Source organism: Paenibacillus antri, from assembly GCF_005765165.1.
GTDB lineage: Bacteria > Bacillota > Bacilli > Paenibacillales > YIM-B00363 > Paenibacillus_AE > Paenibacillus_AE antri.
In genome coordinates this window covers 66,045-92,280 of the sequence record NZ_VCIW01000013.1, presented here as the reverse complement: position 1 = coordinate 92,280, position 26,236 = coordinate 66,045, and the positions used below count along the sequence as shown (strand labels likewise).

Sequence of the window (26,236 nt, the reverse complement as noted above, 5' to 3'; positions counted from 1 at the left end):
GCCTTCACTTCGAACCCTCCCCTTTCTATCGGCCGACGGGCTAGAAATAGTCATCTATCGCCTCGCATCTACCCATGCCACTCCTTCCGGGCTGTCATAGACTACTACATATCCTCATAGGGAAGGGGTTATGTCTACTATGGTCAATCGCGATGTCAGACTGGAGATGTTCGCCGACGTTAACTTCGCAGGCCGACGCATCCAGCTGAGACGCGGAGGCGTCGCCATCCGCGATGCGCGCGCGCTCGGCTTCAACGGGCAACTGTCCAGCTTCCGGCTTCGGAACGTCGTGAACAGCAGGCTGGTGACGTTGCTGCTGTTTTCGAGAACCGATTTCCGAGGCACGATGCGCGTGTTCCGCGGCAATACGAATGTCGCGGACTTGGCGGATTACAACGACCGGATGTCCTCGCTCATCGTCGTGGGGCGACGCTTGACGGACGCGCAGATCGAGACGATTCGAAGCACCCGCGTGCCGCCGCAAAACATTCTCCAAATCCTGCAATAAGGGAAAGAGAGCGTGAGAACACTCGCGCTCTCTTTCTCTACGTTCTGTAATCGAACAAGCTTCTAGCGACGGACAAGCGATGAGAGCGAAGCCATTCGACCGCTTGAAGGACCGCCGGCGAGGCGGCGCGAGGCTCGATCTCCTCCGGCGGCAACCAGACCGCCCCGTCGGAATCTTGTTCGGGGAACGCCTCGATCGGATGAACCTCCGCCCGACGGTCAACCTCCACCTGATAGAGCATCGCGATATGATGCAATCGTTCCGTCGAGCGATCCTTTAGCGTCCACAACACTTGGAAATCGCAGACGCCGATGCTGGAGACGACTCGAACCGCCGTCCCCGTCTCCTCCCGGAACTCCCGCATCACCGCTTGTTCCAACGACTCCGAAGGCTCTAGTCTCCCGCCCGGCAAGTCGTATTGCCCTGAGTACGGACCCAGCCTTTTCCGAATGACCAGCAATCGTTGATCCGACACGCATACCCCATACACGCCGGTATGGCGGTGCTCCCGCTCCTGTTTCGCCTCCACAGACCTCGCTCCCGTTCAAAGCAGCGGCATCAGCTCGCTCTTCATAAAGTCATATGCCGGCCGGTCCCCTTTCTTGGCGTAAAACCGTAACCCGTCCAACCCTTTGATCAACCGGTAACAGCGCAACCGCTCCTCGAACCGCGGGATCGCTTCTCCTTCCGCTTCCCACGCTTCGCGCACGCGCTCCGGGAAGCGCGCCTGAGGATGCCAGAGATGCAGAACGGCTACGTCGAACATGAAATCGCCGTACATGGCCATCTCCCAATCGACGATGCCCGTCACCGCCGCGCCGTCGGACAACATGTTCCAGAAGTGAAAATCGCCATGGACCAAATATTTCTCCTTCGGCGCGTAAGGCAGAAGCTCGCGAATCGCGGCGTATACCGCGTCGAAGACGTCCCGCTCCAGAATGCCTTGATCGAACAACGCCGTCCACCCTGCATAGAACCCTTCTTGCTCCTCGCTGAACAGCGATGCGACGAACGCTCCCCAGCTGGGGTAGACTGCCTTCCCCCCGGCCGATATCCAGCCGTATCCGTCCGCCTCGGAACCCCGGATGCGGTTCAGCTCGCGAAACCGGCGAACGAGATCGGGCATCGCCGCAAGCAGCTCCTCTTCGCGAAGCCGGCTCAGGGGTTTGCCCGGCAGCAGCTCGGACACCGTGTACGGGATGCCGTCGACGGAACCGGTCTTCAGCACGCGAGGCAGTCCCAAGATCGGCCCGTATCGCTCCGCCATATATCTCGTCTTCTCGACGCCGGACATGTCGAATTTGAAATGGACGATGCGCTCCTCGCCGCCGACGGCGTAGCGGAACGCGCGGCTGATCTCGCCCATCTCAATCGGCGTCGCTTCCTCGACCGGAACGCCTTCGATACGCTGCAGCGCCGCCTTGGCTTGCTCGACGTTCATCGTCGGTTTGAAAGACGTCATCCTCGTCGCGCCTCCTTGCCAGCAGCTGGATGGATTTGGTTCCTTTCCTTCCATCTTATGCTACTTTCCTTTCCCGTTCAACGAAAAAAAGGCGGTGCCGCCTATGGGCGGACCGCCGTGATTGATCGATTTACTATGATGAACTCAGCTCTTTCTCGTATAAGCTCGCGCTCCAGCCGGCGCCGTCCGCGCGGCCCTTGTACGCGAAGCCCGCCGAACGGTAGAAGGCGTTCAACTTGGCGTTGTCCGCCATGCAATCGAGCCGGAAGCAAGCGATCCCGCGGTCCCGCATGTACGCTTCCGCCAGCTCCAGCATCCGCTTCCCGAGCCCAAGTCCCGCGTAGCGGCGTCCGACGACGAGACGGTGTAAGTACGCCGCGTCCGGCCGCTCGTCGCCCTTCCAGACATGAGGGTCCGAACGGAGCAGAAAGAAGGTGCCGACGAAGACGTTCTCGGACGCGTCGCGGACGAGAAACATCTCGCTACGCTCGAAGGCGTACGTTACGGCTGCCAACGTCACTTGCTCGGGACGCCACTGCTCGATGCCGTTCGCGGCCATGAACCGATAGGCGTCCTCCCATAAGGCGTGAACGACGAGGAGCGAGGAAGCGGTCGCCCGTTCGAGAGTCAGGTTCATCTTTATCATCGATCAAGCCCCCTGCATCCGCGCGTCCAAGAAGCGGCGCCACTCGTCGAGCAGCCGCCGCTCCTTCTCCGCGTCGAGTCCCGCGACGCGCTTGACGTCGGCGCCCCTCGCCCGGTCCCACGCGAACGTGTCTCGAACGGTGTCTTCCAGCGGACGAAACGTCAATCCCTCCCGGACCGCCTTCGAGACGTTAAGCGTCATGATGCCGCCTAAGTTTTCCTTCTCCGGCAGCCAGAGCGGCAACTCGATCCAGAAGCCCACGCCCCGCTCCAGCAAGAACGGTTCCTCCACCCAGACGAAGTCCGCAGGCGACCCGAGCGCTGCGTTGCTCCGACTCAGGACGTCTCCGACCGTCGCCCATGGTTGGGGCCCGGTCGCATTGTAGACGCCATGAGCTTGCCGTTCGATCATGCGTACGACCCATCCGGCCAAGTCTCTGGCGTCGATCCATTGGATCGGAGCGTTCGGGTTGCCGGGAGCCAACGTCTCCCCGCCTCTCGCGATACGGGTAGGCCAGTACGTGAATCGATCGGACAGATCTCCCGGGCCGACGACCAAGCCGCAGCGGACGATCAGGCTTCGCCCCGGCATCGCTCGTTCGACCTCCTGCTCGCAACGCGCCTTCAACGGGCCGTATGCGTCTTGAACGTCCTCGACCGATTCGTCGGACAGCGGCGCGAGCGGATGACTCTCGTCGATGCCCACGACATCGGGCTGGTCGTACACGTCCAACGTGGAGATGAAGGTGTAATGACCGACGCGGCTCGCAAGCGCCTCCAACGATTTCTTCACGATTCTAGGCACGTACCCGCACGTGTCGATCACGGCGTCCCATGTTCTTCCCTCCAGCGCCTTCAAGTCTCCGTCCCGATCGCCTACGAGCGTCTCCAAGTCGGGGAAGACGCCCGGCCGCTGATTCCGATTGAACAGCGTCACCTCGTGTCCCCGCGCCGTCGCCGCCTCGACCATATGCTTGCCTACGAACCGAGTCCCGCCTAGTACTAGAATCTTCATAACGCCGCTCCGTCTCCGTTCCGCGACAATGTTCGGAGGAACATCTCCTCCGCGTCGTCCCATAATTTCTCGTACAGCTCTTGCCGATCCAACACCGTGATCCGCAGGAAGATGCCGTCGGCCATCGCCCAGAACAATTCCGACATTTCCCGCGCATGCACGTCCCCGAAGACGCCCTCCCGCTTGCCTTCCTCTACGATCTCTTCCACAAGCGCGACGAATCGTTCGTAGCGGTCGACCATCACGCGCTTCACGTCCTCGTTCCGCGCCGAATGAATCCAGAACTCCATATGCACCCTGCCCGCGCCGACCCATTCGCTCGTGAGCTCCTGATTCCGATAATGGCGGATCAGCGTCCGGAGCTTATGGACGGCCGGCAAGCCGGCGAAATCGTCGCGAAGCATCCGGAACATCTCCTCCGTGCCGGACTCCATCAAGCGGATGTACATCTCTTCCTTGCTTGCGAAGTAACCGTAGATCGCGCCCTTGCTCATACCGCATCGGAGGGCGATCTCGTCGATCGTCGCGCTCTGAAATCCCTTCTCGCCGAAGCAGGCCAGCGCATGCCGCAGAATGTCCGCTCGCTTCTTCTCTTTGTACGCGTCGCTGACTTTCGGCATCGCGTCTCCCCCGCAATCGTTTAAAATGACTGACCAGTCGGTTTTTATTAGAATAACGTCTCGTTCCGTAGGTGTCAATCGTTTCCTTGGAAAATGACGACTAGGCTCGGCTCGCACAAAAAAAAGAGCCGACCCCGAAAGGCCGACTCTTCTCGTTCTATGATTATTCGTGGAAATCCAATCCCGAGCGCACTTCCTTGACGTAACCCGCGCGGATGACGAAGTCGCCGAAGCGCTCGCCGTCCTCGCGCTCCGTCGCGTAGCGCTTGAAGATCGGCTTCAGCTCGTCGAGAATTTCCTTCTCGCCGATGTTTTCTCGATACAGCTTGTTCAGCCGCTGCCCCGCGAAGCCGCCGCCCAAGTACATATTGTACTTGCCCGGCCCCTTGCCGATGAAGCCGAGCTCCGCCAGCATCGGACGGGCGCAGCCGTTCGGGCAGCCCGTCATGCGGATGACGATGTCCTCCTCGCGTAAGCCGTTCTCGTCGAGCATCGGCTCGATCTTGCCGAGCAGCTCCGGCAAGTACCGCTCCGCTTCGGCCATCGCGAGTCCGCACGTCGGCAGCGCGACGCATGCCATCGAGTTGCGCTGCAGCGCCGTATGATGAGCTCCGTCGTGGAGACCGTACGTCTTGATCAGGTCTTCGATCTTCTTTTTCTTCTGGCTCGATACGTTGCTGATGATCAGATTCTGATTCCCCGTCAATCGGAAGTCGCCCGTATGGACCTTCGCGATCTCGCGCAGCCCCGTCATCAGCTCGTAGCCCTCGAAGTCTTTGACCCGACCGTTCTGGATGAACATCGTGAAGTGCCACTTGCCGTCGGTCCCCTTCACCCATCCGTACCGATCGCCGTTGCTCTCGAAATGGTACGAACGCGCTTCTTCGAGCTCATACCCGAGGCGGGCATGCAATTCGCCGACGAGCCATTCGAGCCCGCGGTCGTCGATCGTATACTTGAAGCGCGCGTGCTTGCGCACGGAACGGTCGCCGTAGTCGCGCTGGATCGTAACGATCTTCTCGGCGACGTCGACGATTTGCTCCGGCTTGATAAATCCGATGACGCGCGACACTTGCGGATACGTCTTCGCGTCGCCGTGCGTCATGCCCATGCCGCCGCCGACGGCTACGTTGAAGCCGGCCAGCTTGCCGTTCTCGACGATCGCGATGAAGCCTAGGTCCTGCGAGAAGACGTCGACGTCGTTGGACGGGGGCACGGCGATGCCGATCTTGAACTTCCGCGGCAAGTAGACCGGACCGTAGATCGGCTCGACCGGCTCGTGCTCGCGGCTGTCGAACACCTTTTCCTCGTCCAGCCAGATTTCATGATACGCCCGCGTCCGAGGGTCGAGATGCGCGCTCACCTTGCTCGCCCATTCGTACACCTCGCCGTGAATCTCGGATTGATGCGGATTCGGGTTGCACATGACGTTCCGGTTGACGTCGCCGCAAGCGGCGAGCGTGCTGAGCAGCGCTTCGTTCACTTCTTGGATCGTAGACTTCATGTTCCACTTGAGCACGCCGTGAAGCTGGAACGACTGGCGCGTCGTGAGGCGAATCGTGCCATTCGCGTATTTCTGCGCCACGCGGTCCATCATGAGCCACTGCTGCGGCGTCACGACGCCGCCCGCGGCGCGGACGCGGAGCATGAATTGGTATGCCGGCTCGAGCTTCTGCTTCTTCCGCTCGTTGCGCAGGTCCCGGTCGTCCTGCATGTAGCTGCCGTGGAACTTCATCAATCGATTATCGTCTTCGGGGATCGACCCGGTGATTCTGTCTTCCAGCGTCGCCTCCAGCGTGCCCCGCAGGTAGTTGCTTCGACGCTTGATATCCTCTACGTCGCTATGCGGCGCGCTGTTCGGTGACAGCAAGTTGTTTTCTGACATGTCGCTCGTACTCCTCTCGCGATTTGAAGGACGGGAACCCGATTAGTAGACGTCCCGCTGATAACGCTTATCTTGCTGCATGCGGCTGAGATATTCCGCCGCTTCCTCCGGACTGAAGCCGCCTTCCCGCTCGATGATGGCGCCGAGCGCGGCGTGCACGTCGTGCGCCATCCGCTTCTCGTCGCCGCATACGTACACGCTGGCGCCTTCCTGAAGCCATTGGTACAGCTCCTTGCTCTTCTCGAGCATCCGGTGCTGCACGTACACTTTCTTGTCCGTATCGCGGGAGAACGCCACGTCCATGCGGGTCAGCACGCCGTCCTTCAACCACCGCTGCCAATCGGTCTGATATAAGAAATCCGTAGCGAAGTGCTGGTCGCCGAAGAACAACCACGACTTGCCGGAGGCGCCGATCTCTTCCCGCTCGCCGAGGAACGCGCGGAACGGCGCCACCCCGGTCCCCGGTCCGATCATGATGATCGGGGCGTCCGGGTTTTGCGGCATCTTGAAGTTCGGATTTTGATGCACGTACACCGGCACCGTATCGCCCGGCGCAAGCCGCTCGGCGACGTACGTCGAGCAGACGCCGTAACGCTCCCGGCCTTGCGCCTCGTACTGTACCTTCCGGATCGTCAGATGCACCTCGCCCGGGTTCGCCTTCGAGCTGCTGGAGATCGAATACAAGCGAGCCGGCAGCTTCCGAAGAATCGCGGCGAACTCCTTCGCCGGAATTCCTTTAAGATTGTAATCCTGCACCAAGTCGAGCAAATCCCGCTCCGCGGCATAGGCGCGAAGGTCCGCCTCGCGGCCCTCGGAGACGAGCTCTTGCAGCGCGCCGTTCGAGCTCAGCTTCGCGGCTTGCTCGAGCAGCGGCTTCGTCAGCACGGTAATTTCGAAATTTCTGGACAACGCCTCGCGGAGCGGACGTTGATCGCCGTTCTTGTTCACCGGAACGAGTTCTTCCGCGTTCCAGCCCATCGCCTCGATCAATTGTTCCACGAGGCGCGGATGGTTTTGTGCGTAGACGCCCAGGCAATCGCCCGGCTCATAGTCCAGGTTCGAGCCCTCGAGCGACAGCTCGATGTGGCGCGTCTCGCGATCGGAGCCGCGGCCGTTCAAGTTCAAGTTTTCGAGCACCTCGGCCTCGAACGGATTCGTCCGCGAATATTCCGATACCGCCGCGCCCGGAATGCCCGCGCCCGAGAGCGCGACGGCCGCCGCGGCGGCGGACGAGCTCGAGCCCGATGCCGCGTTCAGCGCCTCGGTCACTTGATTCATCCACTCGGCGGCCGGCTCGTCGTAATCGACGTCGCAATCGACGCGCGGCGTCAGACGGCTCGCGCCGAGCTCCTCGAGACGCTTGTCGAAATCTTTGCCCGTCTGGCAAAATTTCTCGTACGACGTATCGCCGAGCGCCAGCACGGAGAATCGCATTCCTTCCAGCCGTGGCGCCCGCTTGCTGTGCAGGAATTCGTAGAACGGAATCGCGTTGTCGGGCGGATCGCCTTCGCCGTGCGTGCTGACCGCGATCAAGAGCGTCTCGACCTTCTTCAAATTATTCGTCTTGAAGTCCCCCATCGAGGAGAGCGTCACCTGGAACCCTTGCGCTTGCAGCTTCTCGCCCAGCTTCTTCGACAGCCGCTGGCTGTTGCCGGTCTGGGAGCCGTATAGAATCGTGACCTCCTTAGAGATCGCGCCGGCCGTCGGAGCCGTTGGAGCCGCCGTCGCCTGCGCGCCGGTCGGAACGGAAGCGACCGCTCCGCCTTGGATCGCGGACAAGTAGCCGCTGAGCCAGATGCGCTGCGATTCCGACAACGTCGGGAGCAGCCGGTTCAAGAGATCGACTTGCTCTTGATGGAATGGACTGTTCGTCACCTGAAGTACCAACCAAAAACACCCTCTCGTCGCATACGAATGAATTCCGAGTATTTCCCTAAGATTTTTTCGCTCTCTTGAAGCTACCACAGGTGGCGTCTGCAAGCAATGAGAATCATTTTATAGGAACCATTAGTTATGCTAATAAATAGAAAACTCGCCCTCCCTCAGCTTTACACAATCGTCCCGGGCTTATCCGTTCCGACGCCAAAGGAAAAGCCGCCCGAAGGCGGCTCGCGTTCTATTTAAGGAAGGTCAAACTCGAAGCGATCGAGACGAGATGCTCCCGATCCGCCCACAGGATGAAGTACGGGTAGACGACTTCGCCGATGACGACGGGCTCGGGATAGGTCGCTAGCAGCGCCGACTGTCGGCGGAGCTCGGGAGACTGATCGTCGGATGCGAAAATGTAACAAGCCTCCTCTCCCTGCACGCGGCCCGGCACGATGCGCGGAGCCGAACCGAACGGCTGCAACGGATGGTTCGCGATCTCGCGGCACAGCGCTTCGAACGGCAGCTCGCTCGCGACGGCGGAAATTTCGAAGAAGCCGTCCGCTCCTTCGTACCGGGTGTCGCTCGTCTGCCGCCACGCCGCGGGATACGAGAAGCTTACCTTGTAGCTCTCGTTGCGGTAGACGGCGACCGGTCCCGGCGGCATCGGCTTTGGCGACCAACGCGCGGACGTGATCGCGATCCCCTCGCCGGCCGCGGCGCCGCCGGCGGCAAGTACGGGAGCGGGGAAGTCGAGCCGCACGACCCACAACTCGCTTGCGAGCCCTCGCGCTCCGCAGCCCGACAAGTAAGCGATCGCCCGGCCGTCGGGCGACCAGGACACCGGGGTCGCGAAGCAATCGGAAGCGGCGACGATGCGCTGAGCGCCTCCCGTCGGTCGTTCGATGCGAACCGTCGAATAGTAGCCCTTGCGGTCGTCGTACTCGTTGGAGCTGTAGACGATTGCCGAGCCGTCGGGCGACCAGCTCGGATCGTAGTTCTTAGCCATCGGACCGCCTGTCAGGGCGTAGACGCCTCCCGTCGCGAGATTCGCGACATACACGATCGAGATGCTTGCGCCGGGAGACGTGAACGCCGCATAGGCGCCGTCCGGCGACAGCGACACTTCGTTCTTCGGTCCGGCGGCCGAAACCGGCAACGGGCGCCGCGCCGTGCCGTCGGCGCGGATTTCATAGAACGCGTCGTTCCCCGTCGGCTCCGATGCCGCGTACAACAATCGATCGTCGGCGGACGGGAACCAAAGCGCGGACTTGATGCCGGGAACCGGAATCGACCTGTGCGCGAACGAGTCGACGTCGTAGATCGCGATGGCGTCGCCTTTCACGTAGGCGAGTCGCGTCCCGTCGGACGACCAGGACATCCCCGTGTACGGCTCGATCTGATCGATCTGCCGAACGACGCCTTGCTGCACGTCGACGACGAAGAGTACGCCTTGCTTGCCTACGTAGGCGATGTGTCGGCCGTCGGGCGACCAATAGGGGACCGAATGACGATCCGCGCGGCCGCCGCCGATCGCAGCGGATCGCCCGCTCGTCGGATCGTATAACCACAGGTCGAACGTTCCTTCGCGATCCGAGATGTAGGCGATTTGCCCGAAGCCGCCGGGCGGCGCGTACGGGATCACCAATCGCATGCCGACGACGATCCGGTCGGAAGGCAGCCGGTTCGCTTCCCGAATCAGCTCCGGTCTTCTGGCGCCATCCGTCGATACGTGGTACCGACCCGCTAATCCATACAACGTATCCCCGGGCTGTACCGTGTAATAGGGTACGCCGGGCGGAATCGCCAACTGCTGGTCGACGTAGATCGTATATGGCGGATGCAGCCGATTGGCACCGATGACGACCGACGTCGGCACGCCGTACGCCTGCGCGAGCGAATAGACGGAATCCCCCGCCTTGACTCGAACCTTGGCGACGCCGGACGGAACGGACAGCTGCTGTCCCGGATAGATGACATCCGGCGACGCGATCCGATTCGCGGCGACGAGCGAGGCGATCGGCACCTCCCAACGCTTCGCGATCGAAGACAACGTATCCCCGGGTCTGACGGTATAGAACGTCTGCATTGAGGATGACCTCCCCCTACTACCGTATTGATACCCAGTGTATTCGGCGGCGGGGCGTCGCAGAAGGAAAGGCGGTCGGAAAGATTCGTTCCCCCGGCCCGTCATCGGCTCCTTTTCGTTCGAAACAGGCCGTCTCCGGGGAAATAGAGAAATGTCGTGTTCCCTTTTTATCAAATGGGTCCGCGTATGGCGAGGTCGGCGCACGCGAAGAGGCATACAAATGTAAATCTGCAGGTAAAATACGCGGTAAAAGGCCCGAAAATGCATAATACCTGCGAATATGCAGGTAATCGGCCAGTGAACCGGCGGTGGAGCGAAAAATAACTGCGGATTCGCAGTTCCCGCCTCGCGAGAGGAAAGCTGTGAACGAATTTGCTGCATTTTTGCATTTGTTGGCTGTCCGAACTAACTGGGCAAAGGGAAAAAGTAAGATCGGCAAAATGTCATATATTCGTTCAACTGTACCCGGACCAGAAGACAATATGCGCAAAAGTTCATTTATTTTCTATGCTGCGTCGGCTTTAGATATGAAATATTCGACATTTTGCCGATAAAGGCGGAGTCCGCGCGATTCCACTCGGAATTATGTTACCTTTTGCGCATCCGTCTTCATATCCACCGTCTAGCCAGTATATCAGTTCTCCGGTTTACCTAAACCTGTTCGTTGATTGGTCAGCGGAAGAAAAAGAAGAGCCCTAGGGACCCCCGGGCTCTCTTACGGCAATATCGCCTTCAATGCTTCCTTCAACGTGCCGTACCGGAATTCGAAGCCTTCTTTCGTCAGTCGGCCCGGCACGACCCAACGGCTCTTCAAGATCAGCTCCGTCTCCGTTCGGAGCAGCAGCGCGCCGAGCTCGAGCATCGGGCGCGACGCGGGCAGTCCGAACCTCCGTCCCATGGCGTTGCGAATCGTACGCATCAGCTCGCGGTTCGTCACCGGATGCGGCGCGGAAGCGTTCAATACGCCTTCGATCCGCTCGTTCTCCTGCACGAATCGAACGATGCGGAATAAATCCTCCACGTGAATCCAGCTGAACATCTGGTTCCCCGAGCCTTGCGCCCCGCCGAGTCCGAATCGAACGAGATTCAGATAAGGCGTCATGACGCCTCCGTTCGGTCCGAGCACGATCGCGATCCGCAGCGCGACTTGGCGCGTATGCGACGGGCGGAAGTCGAAGAACGCTTTCTCCCACGCCTTGGCGACCTCCACGGAGAAGCCTTCGCCGATCTCCCCGTCCGTCTCCGTCATCGGCCGATCCTCCGCATGCCGATAGATCGTCGCCGTGCTGGAATTGATCCAAAGCTTCGGCGGAACGGCGCAAGCGGCGACGGCACGCCCGAGAATGGCCGTCGTCTCGGTGCGGGAGCGAACGATCTCCTCCCGGTTCTTGGCGTGATACCGGCAATTCACCGTACGTCCGGCCAGATTGATGAGCGTTTCCGCCCCCTCCAACGCCTTCGCGATGCCGGCCTCGTCATCCCAAGACACATGCCCCGGACGGCGCGAAATGTCGACGACCGCATAGCCGAGAAGCTCGAACCGTCGCCGGAAGTCGTTCCCGATAAAGCCGGTTCCTCCGGCGAGCACGATTTTCTTGTTCAGGCGGCTCCCCTCCTCTCCTCCGTCCCTGCTTCCGCAGCGACTCGTTTACTTCGGCACGATCAGCCGCACGACCGTTCCTTCGCCGGGGCGCGAATCGATCTCGAGGCTCGCGCCGACGCCTCTCGCACGCTCGGCCATGCTGAACAAGCCTACGCCTTTGCGATCCCGGCGGGCCTCGAAGCCGTCGCCCCGATCCGCGACGACCGCTTCGACGCGATCGGGGCGCTCGAGCAACGCGACCTCGACGGTATCGACGCCGGCATATTTTCCGACGTTCGTTAACGCCTCTTGGATGACCCGGTAAATAACGGTCTCCTTCACGTTATCGAGCCGCGAGCCGAGCTCGCAGCGGAAGTCGACCTCGACGCCGTAATGCGACGTGAAATTCTCGATATACGTCCGAACCGCCGGCACGACGCCCAGGTCGTCCAGGACGGACGGCCGCAGCTCCCATGCCAGCCCTCGCACCTCCTCGATAATGTGCGAGACGCTCCGGCGCGCTTCGGTCAGCTCGCGCTCGATCGAGGGGGGCGTCGACGGCTCCTTGCCGGTCGCCACCAACAGCTTATCCATGCGGATGAGGAGCGAAAACAGGCTCTGCCCGATCCCGTCGTGGAGCTCCCGGGAGATGCGCTTGCGCTCCTCCTCTTGAATTTCCATGACCCCGACCATCATCGACTTCAGCTCTTCTTCGACGTGCTTCAGACGAGTGATTTCGTGCCGAATGGCCAGGAATTGAATCGGCTGCTCGCTCTCGTCCAACAGCGGGACGATCGTCGTGTCGACCCAATAGAGCGTTCCGTCCTTCGCCCGATTTTTGATTTCGCCGTGCCATACGTCGCCGGAGCAGATCGTCTCCCATAACTCGCGGAAGAACGCCTTGTCGTGATGTCCGGAATTGATGATCCGATGATCTTGGCCGAGCAGCTCCTCGCGGGAGTACTTGGAAATCTCGCAAAACTTGTCGTTCACGTACAAAATCTTGCCCTTCCGGTCCGTGACCGCGACGATCGACGACTCGTCCAACGCGAACCGGATGTCCGTCAGCTGCCGAAGCGAATCGCTTAAGTTTTCCCGGACGGTCTCGTCCTGAATGATTTCGTCCAACCGGTCGAGCAGCGAGCGCGCGTATTGTCCGATGACCAGCGGATAATTGCCATGCTCTCTATTCAAATTGCAGCAATCCCTTCTTCATCGCGTACTTTATCAGATCGGGACGCGTCTTCAGGCCCAACTTCTCCATTAAGTTCGCCTTATGCGACTCCACCGTCTTGACGCTGACGACCAGCATCTCCGCGATCTCCTTATTGGCATACCCCTTCGCCGTCCAGGACAACACTTCCTTCTCCCGCTCGGAGAGCGTCGCGAACAAGTCGGCCTCTTCCCCGCCGGGCTTCATCTTATCCAGGTACTGGCCCATAAGCCGCTTCGTCGCCGTGGGCGTCAAATACGCGTTCCCCGCCGCGACCGACCGGATGGCGCTCAGCAGCTCTTCGTGCGGCGCGCTCTTGAGCACATACCCCGACGCCCCCGCCTGGATCGCACGGAATAAGTATTGCTCGTCGTCGTGCATCGTAAGCACGAGGACGGCGATATTCGGCATCCGCTGTTTGAGCTGCTCCGTGGCGGTCATTCCGTCCATTCCGTTCGGCATGCTGAGATCCATCAGCACGACGTCCGGTTGCAGCCGCTCGCAATCCCGCACCGCTTCGGCGCCGTCGGCCGCCTCTCCGATCACGTCCATCTGCGGGTCCTCGCCGAGCAGCGACTTCAGGCCCGACCGCACGACGGCGTGATCGTCAACGATGAATAACCGTACCATAGATTCCCTCACTCCCATCCCACACTACTACCATCATAGTAAAAAAGCACAATCCCATCAATCAGGATTGTGCTTCCACGGGTAATTTCATGTCTCGGGCGGCGTCTTTCAGTACATTCAGCTCCCGATCCGCATATGGAATCGGGGTTCGTCGTCCGATCAGCAAGACGCCTTGTCGACCGTCCTCGGCCTCGATCGGCACCGCCGCCGCGACGAGCAGCTTCTCGGCATGCATCATGAAATCGTCGCTCCGCTTCTCGTCATCGGGTCCGTAGCCGCGAACGACCGCAGTTCCGAATCGAATGACCTCGCCGGCGACGCCTTCTCCGGGCCGCTTGCGCATATGCCGGTACCGCTCGCTGCGCTGTCCCGAAGCCGCGATCCAGCGGATCAATCGCACTTCATGTTCGTATCGGGCGACGGCGGAGAAGTCGCTGTCGGTCGAAGCCCGCAGCGCGGCCAACACTCGTTCCATGCTCGGGATGTCCGACACCGACTCCCCCCTCCTCTCCGCGCTTCTACGCTCTCCTTATATTGTAACGGGAAGCTTCCGATCTGTAACTCAGGGAATACCCTGATCTTGCGGTTCGGGGATTTCCCTCGCCCGTTCGGGGGCTTCGGTGTGATTTTTCTCACTGAAAGATCAGGGAACGCTCGCTCCATATTCCGAGGGTTCCCCGATAACATTCCGCGCCTCGAGGCTTTATAGTTAAGGTAACGAAAACGAACGCGGGGGAATGAACGATGGCAGTCGCTCTTAAATATATCGAACCGAAGCAAGAACAACAAGGCGCAGCGCCGCAAGCGAGAGGCTTCGCGCAATACGTGACGGAAGAGCAGCTACAATCGATGGAAGCGATGATGCAATGGAAGAAAGCGGCCAAGGGCACATACTTGTTCTGGGAAGGCGACGAGGCCGACAAGCTGTACTACGTGCGCTCCGGCCAAGTGAAGCTGCTGAAGTCGACCGAGGAAGGCAAGGACTTGATCGTCTCCGTCCTCCAGAAGGGCGACCTGATCGCCGAGATGGGCGGCTTCCAAGATTCGAAGCATGGCTACAGCGCCCAGGCGATGCAGAACGCCGAGATCGGCATCCTCTCGAAGAAGGACTTGTCGACCCTGTTTTCCCGCAACGACGGGCTGTCGCTGCAATTCATGTATTGGCTCGGCTTGTCGCAGCGCGTCGTGCAGTCGAAGCTGAGAGACTTGCTGCTGTACGGAAAACCGGGCGCGCTCGCTTCCACGTTGATCCGCATGGCCAACAGCTGCGGCACGAAGCAGAAGGACGGCTCGTACCGTATCGACCTGAAGCTGACGAACGCCGAGCTCGGCGACATGATCGGCGCGACGCGGGAGAGCGTCAACCGGATGCTGAGCGAATGGAAAGACGCCGGCACCTTGGACGTCGTCGACGGCAAGCTTCGCATCCTCCGCATCGACGACCTTCGCGGCATGTGCAATTGCCCGACCGGATCGCCTTGCCCGTTGGAAGTATGCCGCCTGTAAATGCAGAATCGGTCGGCGGTTTTTGAATCGATGGATGCTTGACGATCCGCCGCGGCATGCTTCACCCTGTTACCGAATATTGCCGATTCGTGGCTTCCGAGGCAATAGGAACAGGGAGATTACATAAAAACATGTTCCCATAGGGAATATTGTATGTAGAAGATTTCGCGCTCGGCTGCCGAATCGAAGGCGAAGGGCCGCAGGTCGTCGTCGGCAGCGAGACGTTTTATCCGAGATTGTTTTCCGATCGACTCCGATCATCGACCGGCTGTGGGACGAACGATTCGCCCGGGTCGACTTGACGGAGGAGCTGCGCTTCATCGATCGCTCGGTGTTCCTCGGATTAGGAGCGTACGATTATCTCGTCTCGCCGACGTCTAGGAAGAAAATTTTCGAACGCAGCGGCCATTACGCCATGCTCGAGGAGCCGGAGACGTTCGACGAAGAGCTGCTCCGATGGATGGAAGAGACGCAAGGCTAACGGAAGACCGCCGACGGCGGTCTCCCTTTTCGGAATAATATTCAACCATTCGGTTGACTATCAGACATTTCTTCGCTATAATTAAACCGATCAGTTAACTATTCGATAGAACATTCTAATTTTAGGAGAGGATGACGATCATGACGACCGTTACGCCGAAAATTTCAACGTTCCTTATGTTTACCGGCCAAGCCGAAGAAGCGATGAACTATTACGTATCCTTATTCGACGATTCCGAAATCCGCGCCGTACATCGGTTCGGTCCGAACGAAGCCGGCCCCGAAGGCAGCGTTATGCATGCGACCTTCGCGTTGAAGGGGCAGACGTTCATGTGCATCGACAGCGTCGCGCAGCACGCCTTTACCTTCACCCCTTCGATTTCGCTCTTCGTCGAATGCGACTCCGAAGCCGAGATCGATCGGCTTTACGCTTCGCTGACGGACGGCGGCGCGGCTTTGATGCCTCTTTCCCCGACGCCCGTAAGCGCCAAGTTCGGCTGGGTGCAGGACCGTTACGGCGTGTCGTGGCAATTGAATCTGGCGAAGTAACTCCTAATGCAGATACAGCGAAAAGGCCGCCGCGATATTTCGCGGACGGCCTCTTCCCCATGGAAACTTCCTTTTCCTATAGCTTCTTCGCCAACGCGTCGAACATTTCGTTCCAGCCGTGTACGGTACCGGCCTTATACTCCGAAAGCATCCGCTCGACGTCCGCCGGCGACAAATCGTCGTCGTGCGGCACCGTAATTTCCTGCGTAAAGCGCATCGCGCAGCCGCCGTTCGCGGAAGGCGCGAACTCCACGATCACCGTATCCGTCGTGTCGCTGAACATCTTCATCCGGAACGTAAAGACGATCCGGCGCGGCCGATCGATCTCGAGATACTCCCCGTCGGCTTCGTAGTCTACGCCCCCGCGGCGGTCGACCATCCTCCACTTGCCGCCCACGCGAGGGTCCATTTCGACGATGCGTCCCGACGGATCGCTCCCCTCCGACGTGAACAGCCACAGCCCGGCGGTCTCCGGTCGTAACCAAGCGTCGAACACCCGCTCCGCGGGAAAGTCGAACCGGCGCGTAATTTCCGCTTTCGTCTTCGAGTAAGAAATCATGTGGCATCGCCCCCCTTTCGATCTTGTTCCCGCAATACGCGCTCCAGCGCGTCGAACTGCTTCGTCCAGAACCGTTCGTAAAATCCGATCCATTCGTAGACGGATGCGAGAGATTCCGCGTCCAACCGACAAAGATGGGTACGTCCGCGAACCGTGCGGCTCAGCAAGCCTGCCTCCTCCAGGACCTTGATATGCTTCGACGCCGCCGCCAGCGACATATCGAACGGCGCGGCCAGTTCGGTGACCGTACGCTCCCGGTCGGCCAGCTGCCGGATCATCTCCCGCCTCGTCGGATCCGCCAGCGCATGAAAGACGTTGTCCAGTCGTTCGCTATTTTGTTCAACCATATAGTTAAGTATAGGACACATCAGGTCGCGATTCAATCGCATGCAAAAAAAATCAATGAGTATTCCTTGACAGGAATATTCCTAATGGGGTATATTATGTTCAAGACAGATACTCACCTAACGAAAGCCAAAAAAATCTAATGAAGAGGTGCATGAGCATGGCATTGCGTACATCCAACATTTTCGTCAACTTACCGATCAAAGATTTGAAACGAACGACGGAATTTTTCTCGAGCGTCGGCTTCGAGTTCAACCCGCAATTCACGGACGAGAAAGCGACATGCATGGTGATCGGCGACAACATCTTCGCGATGCTGTTGGTCGAGGAGTACTTCGCGACGTTCACGAAGAAGGATGTCGCGAACGCGCACAAGACGACGGAGGTCATCCTCGCCCTCTCCGCCGAAAGTCGAGAGCAGGTCGACGCGATCGTCGACAAAGCGCTGGCCGCCGGAGGCAAGGCGTCGAACGATCCGCAAGACCACGGCTTCATGTATGTCCGGAGCTTCGAGGACCTCGACGGCCATCTGTGGGAAGTCATGTGGATGGATCCGAGCGCGATTCAAGGGTAACGAAAACCAAGGGACTGCCCCCAGTCATGAAGACTGGTGGGGCAGCCCCTTTTTCATTCGTTCGAACAATCCGTCCAACCGGGACGGAGGAATCGTACCGTATCGGTCGCCGATGCTGATTTCGAAATAGCTCGCTCCGTCCCCCGCTTCCTTCGCGTAAGACGTAACGCCGACGCCGGCGCCCTGGATGACGCTCGTCAGCCAAGCTTCCGCTTCTTCCTTCGGCATCGCGAGATGCACATGGAACATATTGGTTACCGGCGTCTCCGGCCGGGTCGACACGCCTTCGCACGCGTTAAAGCGGGCCGCCAGCTCCTTCGCCTCTTCGTAGTAGCGCCCCATCTCGTCCTTCCGACGCTCGAAATAATAGTCGGCGCTCAGGACATACGGGTACAGACTAATCAAATCGCCGCCGTGCCGGCGCTTCCACACCTTCGACTCCGCCGCGAACGAAGCGTCGCCGGCCAATACGGCCCCGGCGACGCCGCCGATTCCCTTGTAGACGGACAAGTACACGCTGTCGAACAGCGCGCACACTTCGGCGGCCGTCTTGCCGTAGTACGGCAGCGACTCCAGCAATCGCGCGCCGTCCAGATGAAGCCGGATGCCCCGCTCCCGACAGTACGCCGAGATCGCTTCCAGCTCCTCGTACGGGGGCAGCTGCCCGCCGATTTCCCGCTGCGGCAGCTCGAGCAAGACGCAGGCGACTTCCTCCCGCATCCCCAATACGTCGTCCGCGCCGACGACGCGGTCTCGATCCGCCAACAACACCGCCTCGATGCCGTGCAGCTTCTTCAATCCGTCTTCCTCATGGATTTCCAGATGACATAGCGGATGATACGCGACGCGCTTCAGCTCTCGCCGGTCGCACCAGATGCGCAGGGCGATCTGCTGCGCCATCGTGCCGCTCGGGAAAAACACGGCCGCCTCCTTCCCGAGGAACGCGGCCATCTTCCCTTGGAAATCCTCGATCGCCGCGCCGGCGCCGTACATGTCGCTTTCCAGCTCCTCCTCGACGTTCCGGAACGCCTCCATCAACACTTGGACGGTTCGGTCGCTATGCGCCCCTAACTTATAGGGGGCGTTCTTGAACGTTTCTTTCAGCTTCGCAGCGGATTCGCTCATAATTCAATAGTCTCCTGCTCCTATGGTGTGTTCCGGGCGACGACGCGCCCGTCCTCCATTCGCTCGAGCGTGTACCTCGCCTCGTCTCGCAAGACCATGCCCCGGCTCGAGGCGAAGTCGACCGTACGATCCAGGGTGATATCGAGCACGACATCGTCCCCATGAACGAAGACGAGTTTATGTACCGAATCGTCGTTAAGCACATGCCGGCCGAACTCCGATCGATGGATCAGATAGCCGACGTATCCGACGGGCGGCGTCCACTTCGTTCCGACGGTATCCTCCATCTGATCTCTTGTCGTATACGGCGGGAACATGTACATGCGATCCCAATCGAATGGTGCGACGGTCGCCATATCGAGGACGTCGCCACCGCTCGCCGCTTCGGCCAAGCTCCTGCGGAATGGCGACTCGTACGCGTCGTCGACGCGGGTGAAGCCGTAATGGAGCAAGCTGACGACAACGGGCGCGACGATCAAGAGCGCTGCGACCGCCGACGCGTACCGCCTCCGCTTCATTCGCGCCCCATGGATTCGACGCGCCGCAAATATTCGCAGACGCGCCGATCCTCCTCCTCGTCGTAGACGAAGTTCATGAGCCCGGCCACCTCTCGTGCCGTCTCGCGAAACAAGTCCCCCATCTCGTACAGCGCGGCCCACACGCCTTCGTACGTCCCGTCCGGGAACGTACGCATCAGCCGCCGCCAGACGTCTTCCGAGACGTAACGCTCTAAATATTTGTAAGACTTGCCTATGCTTACGCGGAATTCCGTATCCCAGCCGACCCGCCATTCCAGCATCTTCAGCAGCATGTCGCGGACGATGTCGAGATGCTCCGTCGCGTACAGCATCTCCCGGCGCCAAGCGCCCTTCGCGACGTACGGCGATACCCACCAGAACTCGTTGCAGCACCCTCGAAAATGCTCCGGACCCGGGCGCCGCACCCGGTAGTCCTCGTCGCTCGGCGGCGGCAGCGCCGGCAGTCGCCCGTCCTTATCCATAAGGACGACCGTCAGCTTATCCTCCGCGAGATAGGCGTCGCTCTCCGAGGCCGGAATCAACGTCAGATCGATCCGATTGCCGTCCGCGAACAGCATCAAATACGCATATCGAGATTCCCGCTCCGGAGGGAACAATGCGTTGTCGTCCGGCGTCTGCATCACGATCCGCTCGCCGAAGACGTCGATCCATTCCGGTTCCCGCAGGTAGGGCTCGATGTCGTCGACGAGATAGACGATATCGTAATCCTGGAACCGATCCTTCGGCGCGTTCGCGTTCGTCCGCGATCCGTTCATCGCTACCGCGCGTACCCGCTCGTCCGCCGCCGCGACGGACAGGATCAACTCCATCATCTCTTGCTCCGTGCGCATCTCGATCCCGCCTTTACGTAAATTCGACGCCGCGCGCCTTCGAGTAGACGTTCGTGCTGCGCAGCGTGCCGTCGACGCCCGCCGAATCGTTCCGAAGCACGCCTTCCAGCGTAAACCCCAGCCGCTCCGCGACCTTGGCGCTCCTTGCGTTGCGAACGTCGCATCGGATTTCGATGCGATTCGCCGCAAGCTCGCGGGCCGCGAAGGCGGCGATCGCTTCGACCGCTTCGGTCATGTAGCCTCGTCCCGCATACGACGTACGGATCCAATACCCGATCTCGAACTTCCGAGCCGTCCAGTCGATCCGGTGAAGTCCGCTGCTGCCGATACACGCGCCGCCGGATTTCAGGAAGAGCAGCAGGCGCAAATCCTCCCGCTTCAAAAATTGCAGCCGGGCATGCCGCAAATTCGCTTCCGTCTCCTCTACGGACGGCGCTGCCGATGCCCAGGGCATCCAAGGACGGAGCTCGTTCAAGCTTTCCACGGTCGCTTCGTTCACGGCCGGACCGTCCCCCCACTGCGGGCAGCGAATGATCAGCCGGTCGGATTCGAAGCGCTCCGGAAAATCCAGGAGGATCGGTTCGTTCGCGCTCATGACAACCCCTTGCCGCCCAGCGTTCGCAGCTTCCGGGATTCGCCGAAGCCTGCGATCAACGCTCGCCCGCGGGCGATCATCGCCTTCGTGGACTCGAGCTGAAGCGACGCTTGATGCGCCGCCGCGTCCCGCCACACCTCGGTCACCCATACGCCGTCCGGGTCGTCGTCGGCGACGTGCACCGCGTACAGCTCGCAGCCGTCGAAGCTTTCCGCCGCCGCGGCCGCATCCAACAACAGCGCGGCCAACTCGTCGCGCTTCCCGGGAACCGCGATCAATCTCCCGATCAGTCCGAACTTCTCCATCGCAACCTTCGCCTCCTCGATTCGGTTTCCGCCGTTACGGCAGAACGTCCAACACTTCGGTATACCCCTTCTCCCGCGCGATCGAACGCGCCGTCCGCCCGTCGTCCTGCGCCGCGTCGGGATCCGCGCCGTAGCGCAGCAGCAAGCGAACCATCTCCGCGTCGCACCGGTCCGCCGCTTGATGAATCGGCGTCCATCCGCCGCTTTGCCGGACGTTCGGGTCGGCGCCCTTCTCCAGCAGCAGGGCGACCAGGTTCGTCCGGCTGCCGGCCGAAGCGGCGTGGATCGGCATATTGCTCATGCCGTTCGTCGATCTCGCGTTCACGTCCGCGCCGCGTTCGATCAACAGCTTCGCCGCTTCGAAGCCGCCGAAGAACGCCGCGAGATGCAACGGGGTCCATCCGTCGAAGCTGTATTGCATCAGCAGCGACGGCTCCAGGTTGAGCATGTAATTCAACGTCTCGTCGTCCCCGAGCGCCGCCGCTTCGTGAATCGTAACCGTCACGCCTTGGTCCAACAGCCATTCGACGGCCTGCTGCTTGCCGTAATACATCGCCGCCATCAACGGGCTCAGGCCGTTCGGCAGCGTCTCCTCGGCGAGCTTCGGGTTCGTCTCGAGCAATGCCTTCATCGTATCCAAATCGCCGCTCGACGCGGCTTGTACCAACACTTCGATGCTCATGGGGCACATCCTCCAATTCAATAAGCGCTCTGGTTCATTTTACATGATTTTCATGTCCGGATGAATATGAAAAAACGGGCCGCTGCTTCGCGGCCCGTCAGGCGATTCCCGATATGTTCTCCTACCACGAACGGATGACGGCGACGTTCGTCGACGTCACGCGTTCGGTATACATCCGATATCGAATCGTGACGTCCGTCAGCTTGGAGGCGCCTCCCCCCTGCAGCCACACCTTGTACGTCAGCGTCCCCTCGCCGCCGGCCGTCGCCTCGCATAAGCACGGTCGCAGATCGACGACGGTCATCGACGGGGCGAAAGCGCGCGCCGCAGCGATCGCCAGGTTCCTCCACTTCTCGTACGCTGGCGCCGTCGCGGCACCGACCTCTTCGACCGACGCGCCCTCGGACCGACCGGCAGCCGCGTCGACGCGTACCGCGACGTACGCGCCGAAACGATGCCCGCCCTCGCGGATCCATAGTTTATAGACGTACTCTTTATCTAGCGACGGGAGCGGCTTGCAGCCTACATATAAGTAATCTTGGATCGTCGCCCCGGGATAACGAGCTCTCGCCGCCTTCCCCGCTTCGTCGATCCAATCGGCGAACGACGCCGAGCAGGAGCCCGGATCGAGGACCGGCTCGGCAGGCGGGAAGGGAGGCGGAGGGGCGAGCGAAAGCGACATCGATAACGGAAGCAGCGCGAACCAATTCATCATGCGAGTGAGCTCCTTGGCGGTTTTGTTTTATTTTCCCGCCTTTCGCCGATTCCAAACAAAATAGAGGAAAATCGCCGCCAAGACGATCCCGACGACCCCAAACACCGCTAGTCGCGGAGTCGAATCCGTCGATACTCCTTCGAAATCGACCTTCGTCGCCGGCGGACGCCCCTCGCCCAAGAAATCCAAATCCGCGGTCGCAGCCCCCAAGGACGCCGTTCGATCGCATATGATCGACACGAGCTGTTCTTCGTCCCCGTACATTTTCGAGTTCGAGGCATACACAAGATATTGCTCGCCTTCCTTGAAGTCGAAGCCGCAATCTCCGCCGCCGCCGCCCGTCGCGATGACGACCTTCGTCTCGTCTACGCCTTTCCAAGTAGATTCCACCTCGAACAACACGCGTTTCGTAATGTAGCCCTGGGCATTTTGCTTCACTTCCGAGACCGTCCCCGCGAAGACGGCGTCGGCGCGTTCGAAATGTTCCGCAGGCGTCCCCGGCGCCACGCAGGAGCAAGCCTTCGCCGCGGGCGGCGCGAACGTCCATAAACCGATCAGCGATATGAGAAGCATCGCAAGCCCCATTCCGATTCGAAATCGTCGCATCGGCTGTCCCCTCCTCTTTCCGCTTTCCTTCTCTGACGACGTCCGCGGCTCGGATGTTTCATGGCGCCCCCCGGAGCAAAAGAAAAGAGCAGCCGACGGTCTCAGCTGCTCTCTAAGGTGTCCCAGCGGTGGCGAAACTTCTCCAGCTTCGGGTGGACGTCCGTCGGCGGATCGTTCAAGATGAGCCGAAGCTTGCCGATCCACTCCTCGAACGAGGAGAACGACGCGAACGCGTTCGCGGTTTCCGGCGATACGTACAGAAACAACGGCGAAGGGTAGATATCCGCGATATGGCGCAGCGCCGCGTCGATCGGGGTATACTTCTTCCGCTTGCCCTCCCAATTTTCGACGGTGACCGTTTCCTCCAGCCCCCGCTCGCTTCGCCAGTCGAACAGGCGATCCTCTCGCTTATAATACGGGGCGAACGATCGCTTCCACATCCGCTTCGCCGTCTCCTCGTGCAGCGGGTACAAGACGATCTTCGCGAACGAACGAGACTTCGCCGTCGCGACCGCGATCTCGAGCTGACCGTCCGTTACGTCCTCGAACGTGTCGTAATACACCATCGTCCCTTTCCCGGATAACGGATTCGCCTCTTCGACGTGTCCGTACGGTACCGACCGGACGCTGCGTTCCATACGCTTCCCTCCGTCTATGTCCGCGTTCCGGTATAAATATGGATCGCGTCTCTTAAAAATTCGGCCGTTCCCGGCTGTTTCGCGTCATAGTATGCCCGGAACCGCTCGTCGTCAACGTACATTTGGGCGAGGCCGGCATGCGCCTCCTTGCTGTACTGCGGCCAGTAGAACATGAGCCACCGCTTGTGCAGCTCGGCCGCCCGCTGGGCGAGCTCCCCGGCCGGATCGCCCTGTCGGAACGCTTCCGCGAGCGTCTCCGTCACCTCTTCCGCAAGACGCGTGACTTCTTCGTATTCCGCTTGCGTCATATTCGCCAGCTTCGCGTTCGACTTGTCGACGACGTCGTCGCCGTACTTCCCTCGCACTTCGGCGCCGTACTTTTTCTCGTTGTCTTCGATCAGCTGCTTCTTGAACCCTTCGAACTTCTCTTCGTTCGACATTTCGATGCTCCCTTCGGCCGCCGCGATCGTTTTCTCCACGTTCGCGATAAGCACATCTAATTGCCGCCGCTTGGCGAGGAGCTGCTCCCGGTGCGTCCGAAGCGCCTCCGAGCCGTCGAAGGACGGCGAGGTCATGATGCTCTTGATCCGATCCAGATCGAGCCCCAGCTCTCGATAAAACAAGATTTGCTGCAGCCGGTCGACCTCCGCCGAACCGTAGATCCGATACCCCGACGAATTCGTGCGGGCGGGCTTCAAGAGACCGATCTCGTCGTAAAACCGAAGCGTTCTCGGGCTGACGCCGGCGAGCCGGCCCAGCTTTTGCACCGTGTATTCCATCGCGCGTTCCCCTCCTTGCGGCTTGCAGCCTTAGGGTACACCTTTACGTTACGTCAAGGTCAAGCGTTTTATAATAAAGGATCGTCGCATCCAACGAACCGTCGGCGGATTTCGCGAAACACGGAATGCGTCCGGCCTGCACGTACCCCATGGATGCGTACAACCGGTTCGACGGATCCCCTTCCCTCGTATCGAGCACGAGCAAGCTTCGGCCCTCCGCCCTCGCGCGCGCTTCGGCCGTCGCCATGAGCAAGCGGGCGACCCCGCGGCGGCGCGCGCCCGGGGCTACCATCAGCTTCGCGATCTCGGCTCGATGCGCGCCGTTCGCCTTCGCGCACAGCTGCAGCTGCACCGTGCCGACCGTCTCCTCGCCGAGACGCGCGATCCACAGGACAGTGTCGTCGCCCGCGACGCCGCGCCAGTAGCGCTCCGCTTCTTCTTCGGACAGCGGCGGCAAGAAGCCGACCGACGCCCCGTCTTCCACGACGTCGATCAAGAGCGTTCGCAGTTGTTCCGCGACGGGTCCCTCGACGCTCCGGATTTCGGCGACGGCGACCGAGGGATCCGACGACGCGGGGGCGTCCTTTTCGTAAAATCGCATATGGGTCTTCTCTTCCCGGTAATACGCCAATCGATCGTTCAACGTACCGGTATGGAACTCGAATCGATGACCGTCGGGATCCAGGAAGTATACGGAACGCCGATCCCGTTCGTCCCTCTCGCGACCCGGAAGTACCTTAACGTCGAGCGCCCGAAGCCTCGCCGCGAACGCGTCGAAGTCCGCTTCCGTCACCGCGAAGGCGATATGCGTGTACGTGCGCCCCGCCTCGCCGCGGTCGATGTCCTCTTGATTGAGCGCCACCCAGAGGCCGGCCAGATCGAAGTATGCGAGCTTCCGCCCGCGGACCAGCGGCTTCGCGTCGAAGACGTCGCGATAAAATGCGATCGACCGCTCGAGATCGGATACGGAAAAGCATAAGTGGTTCAAGCCCTGCACCTTCATGTCGGGAATCTCTCCTACCGCGGCTAGGCTCCGCATATATATTTGTATTTAGAAAAAGGAAGGCGGATGTTCCATGTATATCGATGTGGAAAAGGGAGTGCGGATCAACGTTCACGATATAAACCCGGGAAGCGGCAGCCGCCCGGTCGTCTTCGTTCACGGCTGGCCGTTGAATCACCGGATGTTCGAGTATCAATTCAACGTTCTTCCCGCTTACGGGTTTCGCTGCATCGGCATCGACTTGAGAGGATTCGGCGAATCCGACAAGCCGTGGCACGGCTATACGTACGACCGGTTAGGCGACGACGTCGCCGCTGTCGCGGAGGCGCTCGACTTGCAGGATGCCGCGTTAGTCGGCTTCTCGATCGGGGGACCGATCTCGCTCCGGTACTTGGCGCGTCACCCGGCGCATCAAGGGAGCCGCATCCGCAAGCTGGTTTTGATCGATCCGGCCGCGCCGGCCTTCGCGCGCCGGCCCGACAATCCGTACGGCATGCCGGTCGAACAGATCGACGATCTCATTCGGCAGACGGCGGCGGACCGCCCGAAGATGCTGCAGGATCTAAGCCTCCAGTTTTTCAATCGGAACGTCGGACCGGGACTGCTGAACTGGTTCGTCTCCATGGGCATGCAAGCGGCCTCCTACGCTACGATCCAATTCCTCGTCGCGCTGCGGGACGAAGACGTGACGAACGACCTGCGCGCGATCCGCGTGCCGACGTCGATCCTCCACGGCGTACACGACAAGGTCGTCGCGTATCCGATCGCGCAGCGTCTGCAGCAGGGTCTCCCCGGTTCGACCTTGCAGCCGCTGTATAACAGCGGACACGGCTCCGTCGTCGACGAGATGGACGCGGTGAACGCGGCGCTGCTGTCCGCGCTGCGATAACG

31 protein-coding genes and 1 pseudogene are annotated in these 26,236 nt (G+C 60.5%); 6 read left to right on the top strand and 26 right to left on the bottom strand.

Features of this window, described 5'->3' with window-relative positions; all coding sequences use genetic code 11:
• Window positions 1-139 precede the first annotated feature (139 nt).
• The gene (locus FE782_RS18705) at window positions 140-508 is read left to right on the top strand and encodes a hypothetical protein (RefSeq protein ID WP_138195765.1); all 369 of its coding nucleotides are present in this window, start codon (window positions 140-142) and stop codon (window positions 506-508) included.
• A gap of 37 nt (window positions 509-545) precedes the next feature.
• On the opposite strand, the gene FE782_RS18700 is transcribed toward FE782_RS18705, so the two are convergent.
• The 12 genes from FE782_RS18700 to FE782_RS18645 all read right to left on the bottom strand — a co-directional run bounded on the left by FE782_RS18700 (window position 546) and on the right by FE782_RS18645 (window position 14,008).
• Window positions 546-1,037, bottom strand: coding sequence for an NUDIX hydrolase (locus FE782_RS18700; RefSeq protein WP_138195764.1), 492 nt, complete (start codon window positions 1,035-1,037; stop codon window positions 546-548).
• Between the two features lie 15 nt (window positions 1,038-1,052).
• A complete protein-coding gene (locus tag FE782_RS18695; protein ID WP_138195763.1) occupies window positions 1,053-1,970 on the bottom strand; it encodes a phosphotransferase family protein in 918 nt (305 codons plus the stop codon).
• A 133-nt stretch (window positions 1,971-2,103) separates the two neighbouring features.
• Entirely contained in the window at window positions 2,104-2,616 is a 513-nt protein-coding gene (locus FE782_RS18690; protein WP_138195762.1) for a GNAT family N-acetyltransferase, read from the bottom strand.
• Between the two features lie 3 nt (window positions 2,617-2,619).
• Window positions 2,620-3,630, bottom strand: coding sequence for an NAD-dependent epimerase/dehydratase family protein (locus FE782_RS18685; RefSeq protein ID WP_138195761.1), 1,011 nt, complete (start codon window positions 3,628-3,630; stop codon window positions 2,620-2,622).
• Window positions 3,627-4,250, bottom strand: a complete 624-nt coding sequence (locus FE782_RS18680; protein WP_138195760.1) for a TetR/AcrR family transcriptional regulator — start codon at window positions 4,248-4,250, stop codon at window positions 3,627-3,629. The genes FE782_RS18685 and FE782_RS18680 overlap by 4 nt, the downstream gene beginning before the upstream one ends.
• Window positions 4,251-4,413: 163 nt before the next feature.
• Window positions 4,414-6,135, bottom strand: coding sequence for an assimilatory sulfite reductase (NADPH) hemoprotein subunit (cysI, locus tag FE782_RS18675; protein ID WP_138195759.1), 1,722 nt, complete (start codon window positions 6,133-6,135; stop codon window positions 4,414-4,416).
• 42 nt (window positions 6,136-6,177) lie between these two features.
• Window positions 6,178-8,022: an assimilatory sulfite reductase (NADPH) flavoprotein subunit gene (locus FE782_RS18670; protein WP_138195758.1), complete on the bottom strand. Its 1,845-nt coding sequence runs from the start codon at window positions 8,020-8,022 to the stop codon at window positions 6,178-6,180.
• A 229-nt stretch (window positions 8,023-8,251) separates the two neighbouring features.
• On the bottom strand, window positions 8,252-10,090 hold the full coding sequence (locus tag FE782_RS18665; protein ID WP_158299454.1) for a LysM peptidoglycan-binding domain-containing protein: 1,839 nt from the start codon (window positions 10,088-10,090) through the stop codon (window positions 8,252-8,254).
• A gap of 715 nt (window positions 10,091-10,805) precedes the next feature.
• Window positions 10,806-11,693 carry a TIGR01777 family oxidoreductase gene (locus tag FE782_RS18660; protein WP_138195756.1) on the bottom strand — a complete coding sequence of 296 codons (888 nt, stop codon included), beginning with the start codon at window positions 11,691-11,693 and terminating at the stop codon, window positions 10,806-10,808.
• A gap of 45 nt (window positions 11,694-11,738) precedes the next feature.
• The gene (locus FE782_RS18655) at window positions 11,739-12,866 is read right to left on the bottom strand and encodes a PAS domain-containing sensor histidine kinase (RefSeq protein WP_138195755.1); all 1,128 of its coding nucleotides are present in this window, start codon (window positions 12,864-12,866) and stop codon (window positions 11,739-11,741) included.
• Window positions 12,859-13,515, bottom strand: a complete 657-nt coding sequence (locus tag FE782_RS18650) for a response regulator (protein WP_138195754.1) — start codon at window positions 13,513-13,515, stop codon at window positions 12,859-12,861. Before FE782_RS18650 ends, FE782_RS18655 begins: the two co-directional genes overlap by 8 nt.
• Window positions 13,516-13,576: 61 nt before the next feature.
• On the bottom strand, window positions 13,577-14,008 hold the full coding sequence (locus tag FE782_RS18645; protein ID WP_138195753.1) for a GAF domain-containing protein: 432 nt from the start codon (window positions 14,006-14,008) through the stop codon (window positions 13,577-13,579).
• Between the two features lie 251 nt (window positions 14,009-14,259).
• Here FE782_RS18645 and FE782_RS18640 point away from each other — a divergent pair, with 251 nt between their 5' ends.
• The 3 genes from FE782_RS18640 (at window position 14,260) to FE782_RS18630 (ending at window position 16,050) form a co-directional block, all read left to right on the top strand.
• Window positions 14,260-15,021 (top strand): Crp/Fnr family transcriptional regulator, encoded by a 762-nt coding sequence (locus tag FE782_RS18640; protein ID WP_138195752.1) that lies wholly within the window; start codon window positions 14,260-14,262, stop codon window positions 15,019-15,021.
• A gap of 298 nt (window positions 15,022-15,319) precedes the next feature.
• The gene (locus tag FE782_RS18635) at window positions 15,320-15,502 is read left to right on the top strand and encodes an alpha/beta fold hydrolase (protein WP_138195751.1); all 183 of its coding nucleotides are present in this window, start codon (window positions 15,320-15,322) and stop codon (window positions 15,500-15,502) included.
• Window positions 15,503-15,642: 140 nt separating this feature from the next.
• Window positions 15,643-16,050: a VOC family protein gene (locus FE782_RS18630; protein WP_202914561.1), complete on the top strand. Its 408-nt coding sequence runs from the start codon at window positions 15,643-15,645 to the stop codon at window positions 16,048-16,050.
• A gap of 76 nt (window positions 16,051-16,126) precedes the next feature.
• Here FE782_RS18630 and FE782_RS18625 read toward each other — a convergent pair whose 3' ends face one another.
• Both FE782_RS18625 and FE782_RS18620 read right to left on the bottom strand, forming a co-directional pair.
• Window positions 16,127-16,609, bottom strand: a complete 483-nt coding sequence (locus tag FE782_RS18625) for an SRPBCC family protein (RefSeq protein ID WP_138195749.1) — start codon at window positions 16,607-16,609, stop codon at window positions 16,127-16,129.
• A complete protein-coding gene (locus FE782_RS18620) occupies window positions 16,606-16,956 on the bottom strand; it encodes an ArsR/SmtB family transcription factor (RefSeq protein WP_138195748.1) in 351 nt (116 codons plus the stop codon). Before FE782_RS18620 ends, FE782_RS18625 begins: the two co-directional genes overlap by 4 nt.
• Before the next feature lie 158 nt (window positions 16,957-17,114).
• Between FE782_RS18620 and FE782_RS18615 the strand changes: the two genes are divergently transcribed.
• Window positions 17,115-17,528 carry a VOC family protein gene (locus tag FE782_RS18615; protein WP_138195747.1) on the top strand — a complete coding sequence of 138 codons (414 nt, stop codon included), beginning with the start codon at window positions 17,115-17,117 and terminating at the stop codon, window positions 17,526-17,528.
• Between the two features lie 24 nt (window positions 17,529-17,552).
• On the opposite strand, the gene FE782_RS18610 is transcribed toward FE782_RS18615, so the two are convergent.
• From FE782_RS18610 to fosB, 12 genes and pseudogenes are all read right to left on the bottom strand, one after another.
• The gene (locus FE782_RS18610; RefSeq protein WP_138195746.1) at window positions 17,553-18,653 is read right to left on the bottom strand and encodes a threonine aldolase family protein; all 1,101 of its coding nucleotides are present in this window, start codon (window positions 18,651-18,653) and stop codon (window positions 17,553-17,555) included.
• A 20-nt stretch (window positions 18,654-18,673) separates the two neighbouring features.
• The gene (locus FE782_RS18605; protein ID WP_138195745.1) at window positions 18,674-19,171 is read right to left on the bottom strand and encodes a hypothetical protein; all 498 of its coding nucleotides are present in this window, start codon (window positions 19,169-19,171) and stop codon (window positions 18,674-18,676) included.
• Window positions 19,168-20,022 carry an aminoglycoside 6-adenylyltransferase gene (locus tag FE782_RS18600; RefSeq protein ID WP_138195744.1) on the bottom strand — a complete coding sequence of 285 codons (855 nt, stop codon included), beginning with the start codon at window positions 20,020-20,022 and terminating at the stop codon, window positions 19,168-19,170. The genes FE782_RS18605 and FE782_RS18600 overlap by 4 nt, the downstream gene beginning before the upstream one ends.
• A gap of 13 nt (window positions 20,023-20,035) precedes the next feature.
• Window positions 20,036-20,617 (bottom strand): GNAT family N-acetyltransferase, encoded by a 582-nt coding sequence (locus FE782_RS18595; RefSeq protein WP_138195743.1) that lies wholly within the window; start codon window positions 20,615-20,617, stop codon window positions 20,036-20,038.
• Window positions 20,614-20,922, bottom strand: coding sequence for a putative quinol monooxygenase (locus tag FE782_RS18590; protein WP_138195742.1), 309 nt, complete (start codon window positions 20,920-20,922; stop codon window positions 20,614-20,616). Before FE782_RS18590 ends, FE782_RS18595 begins: the two co-directional genes overlap by 4 nt.
• A 34-nt stretch (window positions 20,923-20,956) precedes the next feature.
• On the bottom strand, window positions 20,957-21,604 hold the full coding sequence (locus tag FE782_RS18585; RefSeq protein WP_158299453.1) for an ankyrin repeat domain-containing protein: 648 nt from the start codon (window positions 21,602-21,604) through the stop codon (window positions 20,957-20,959).
• A gap of 121 nt (window positions 21,605-21,725) precedes the next feature.
• Window positions 21,726-22,319, bottom strand: a complete 594-nt coding sequence (locus FE782_RS18580; protein WP_138195740.1) for a DUF3889 domain-containing protein — start codon at window positions 22,317-22,319, stop codon at window positions 21,726-21,728.
• Between the two features lie 27 nt (window positions 22,320-22,346).
• The gene (locus tag FE782_RS18575) at window positions 22,347-22,925 is read right to left on the bottom strand and encodes a hypothetical protein (protein ID WP_138195739.1); all 579 of its coding nucleotides are present in this window, start codon (window positions 22,923-22,925) and stop codon (window positions 22,347-22,349) included.
• A 101-nt stretch (window positions 22,926-23,026) separates the two neighbouring features.
• Window positions 23,027-23,563, bottom strand: coding sequence for a hypothetical protein (locus tag FE782_RS18570; protein ID WP_138195738.1), 537 nt, complete (start codon window positions 23,561-23,563; stop codon window positions 23,027-23,029).
• A gap of 14 nt (window positions 23,564-23,577) precedes the next feature.
• Window positions 23,578-24,342, bottom strand: a complete 765-nt coding sequence (locus tag FE782_RS18565) for a MerR family transcriptional regulator (protein ID WP_138195737.1) — start codon at window positions 24,340-24,342, stop codon at window positions 23,578-23,580.
• Between the two features lie 43 nt (window positions 24,343-24,385).
• Window positions 24,386-24,943, bottom strand: coding sequence for a GNAT family N-acetyltransferase (locus tag FE782_RS18560; RefSeq protein WP_138195846.1), 558 nt, complete (start codon window positions 24,941-24,943; stop codon window positions 24,386-24,388).
• Window positions 24,932-25,345: pseudogene (fosB, locus tag FE782_RS32645) on the bottom strand (metallothiol transferase FosB); the annotation flags it as partial. The pseudogene fosB and the gene FE782_RS18560, both read right to left, overlap by 12 nt.
• Window positions 25,346-25,418: 73 nt before the next feature.
• Between fosB and FE782_RS18555 the strand changes: the two are divergent.
• Window positions 25,419-26,234 (top strand): alpha/beta fold hydrolase, encoded by an 816-nt coding sequence (locus FE782_RS18555; protein ID WP_138195736.1) that lies wholly within the window; start codon window positions 25,419-25,421, stop codon window positions 26,232-26,234.
• Window positions 26,235-26,236: the final 2 nt, after the last annotated feature.

Coding starts and splice junctions, on each gene's coding strand:
- FE782_RS18705 (WP_138195765.1), top strand. CDS start 140: ATGGTCAATCGCGATGTCAGACTGGAGATGTTCGCCGACGTTAACTTC.
- FE782_RS18695 (WP_138195763.1), bottom strand. CDS start 1,970: ATGACGTCTTTCAAACCGACGATGAACGTCGAGCAAGCCAAGGCGGCG.
- FE782_RS18690 (WP_138195762.1), bottom strand. CDS start 2,616: ATGATAAAGATGAACCTGACTCTCGAACGGGCGACCGCTTCCTCGCTC.
- FE782_RS18685 (WP_138195761.1), bottom strand. CDS start 3,630: ATGAAGATTCTAGTACTAGGCGGGACTCGGTTCGTAGGCAAGCATATG.
- FE782_RS18680 (WP_138195760.1), bottom strand. CDS start 4,250: ATGCCGAAAGTCAGCGACGCGTACAAAGAGAAGAAGCGAGCGGACATT.
- cysI (WP_138195759.1), bottom strand. CDS start 6,135: ATGTCAGAAAACAACTTGCTGTCACCGAACAGCGCGCCGCATAGCGAC.
- FE782_RS18665 (WP_158299454.1), bottom strand. CDS start 10,090: ATGCAGACGTTCTATACCGTCAGACCCGGGGATACGTTGTCTTCGATC.
- FE782_RS18650 (WP_138195754.1), bottom strand. CDS start 13,515: ATGGTACGGTTATTCATCGTTGACGATCACGCCGTCGTGCGGTCGGGC.
- FE782_RS18640 (WP_138195752.1), top strand. CDS start 14,260: ATGGCAGTCGCTCTTAAATATATCGAACCGAAGCAAGAACAACAAGGC.
- FE782_RS18630 (WP_202914561.1), top strand. CDS start 15,643: ATGACGACCGTTACGCCGAAAATTTCAACGTTCCTTATGTTTACCGGC.
- FE782_RS18625 (WP_138195749.1), bottom strand. CDS start 16,609: ATGATTTCTTACTCGAAGACGAAAGCGGAAATTACGCGCCGGTTCGAC.
- FE782_RS18620 (WP_138195748.1), bottom strand. CDS start 16,956: ATGGTTGAACAAAATAGCGAACGACTGGACAACGTCTTTCATGCGCTG.
- FE782_RS18615 (WP_138195747.1), top strand. CDS start 17,115: ATGGCATTGCGTACATCCAACATTTTCGTCAACTTACCGATCAAAGAT.
- FE782_RS18610 (WP_138195746.1), bottom strand. CDS start 18,653: ATGAGCGAATCCGCTGCGAAGCTGAAAGAAACGTTCAAGAACGCCCCC.
- FE782_RS18605 (WP_138195745.1), bottom strand. CDS start 19,171: ATGAAGCGGAGGCGGTACGCGTCGGCGGTCGCAGCGCTCTTGATCGTC.
- FE782_RS18600 (WP_138195744.1), bottom strand. CDS start 20,022: ATGCGCACGGAGCAAGAGATGATGGAGTTGATCCTGTCCGTCGCGGCG.
- FE782_RS18595 (WP_138195743.1), bottom strand. CDS start 20,617: ATGAGCGCGAACGAACCGATCCTCCTGGATTTTCCGGAGCGCTTCGAA.
- FE782_RS18590 (WP_138195742.1), bottom strand. CDS start 20,922: ATGGAGAAGTTCGGACTGATCGGGAGATTGATCGCGGTTCCCGGGAAG.
- FE782_RS18585 (WP_158299453.1), bottom strand. CDS start 21,604: ATGAGCATCGAAGTGTTGGTACAAGCCGCGTCGAGCGGCGATTTGGAT.
- FE782_RS18580 (WP_138195740.1), bottom strand. CDS start 22,319: ATGATGAATTGGTTCGCGCTGCTTCCGTTATCGATGTCGCTTTCGCTC.
- FE782_RS18575 (WP_138195739.1), bottom strand. CDS start 22,925: ATGCGACGATTTCGAATCGGAATGGGGCTTGCGATGCTTCTCATATCG.
- FE782_RS18570 (WP_138195738.1), bottom strand. CDS start 23,563: ATGGAACGCAGCGTCCGGTCGGTACCGTACGGACACGTCGAAGAGGCG.
- FE782_RS18565 (WP_138195737.1), bottom strand. CDS start 24,342: ATGGAATACACGGTGCAAAAGCTGGGCCGGCTCGCCGGCGTCAGCCCG.
- FE782_RS18560 (WP_138195846.1), bottom strand. CDS start 24,943: ATGCGATTTTACGAAAAGGACGCCCCCGCGTCGTCGGATCCCTCGGTC.
- FE782_RS18555 (WP_138195736.1), top strand. CDS start 25,419: ATGTATATCGATGTGGAAAAGGGAGTGCGGATCAACGTTCACGATATA.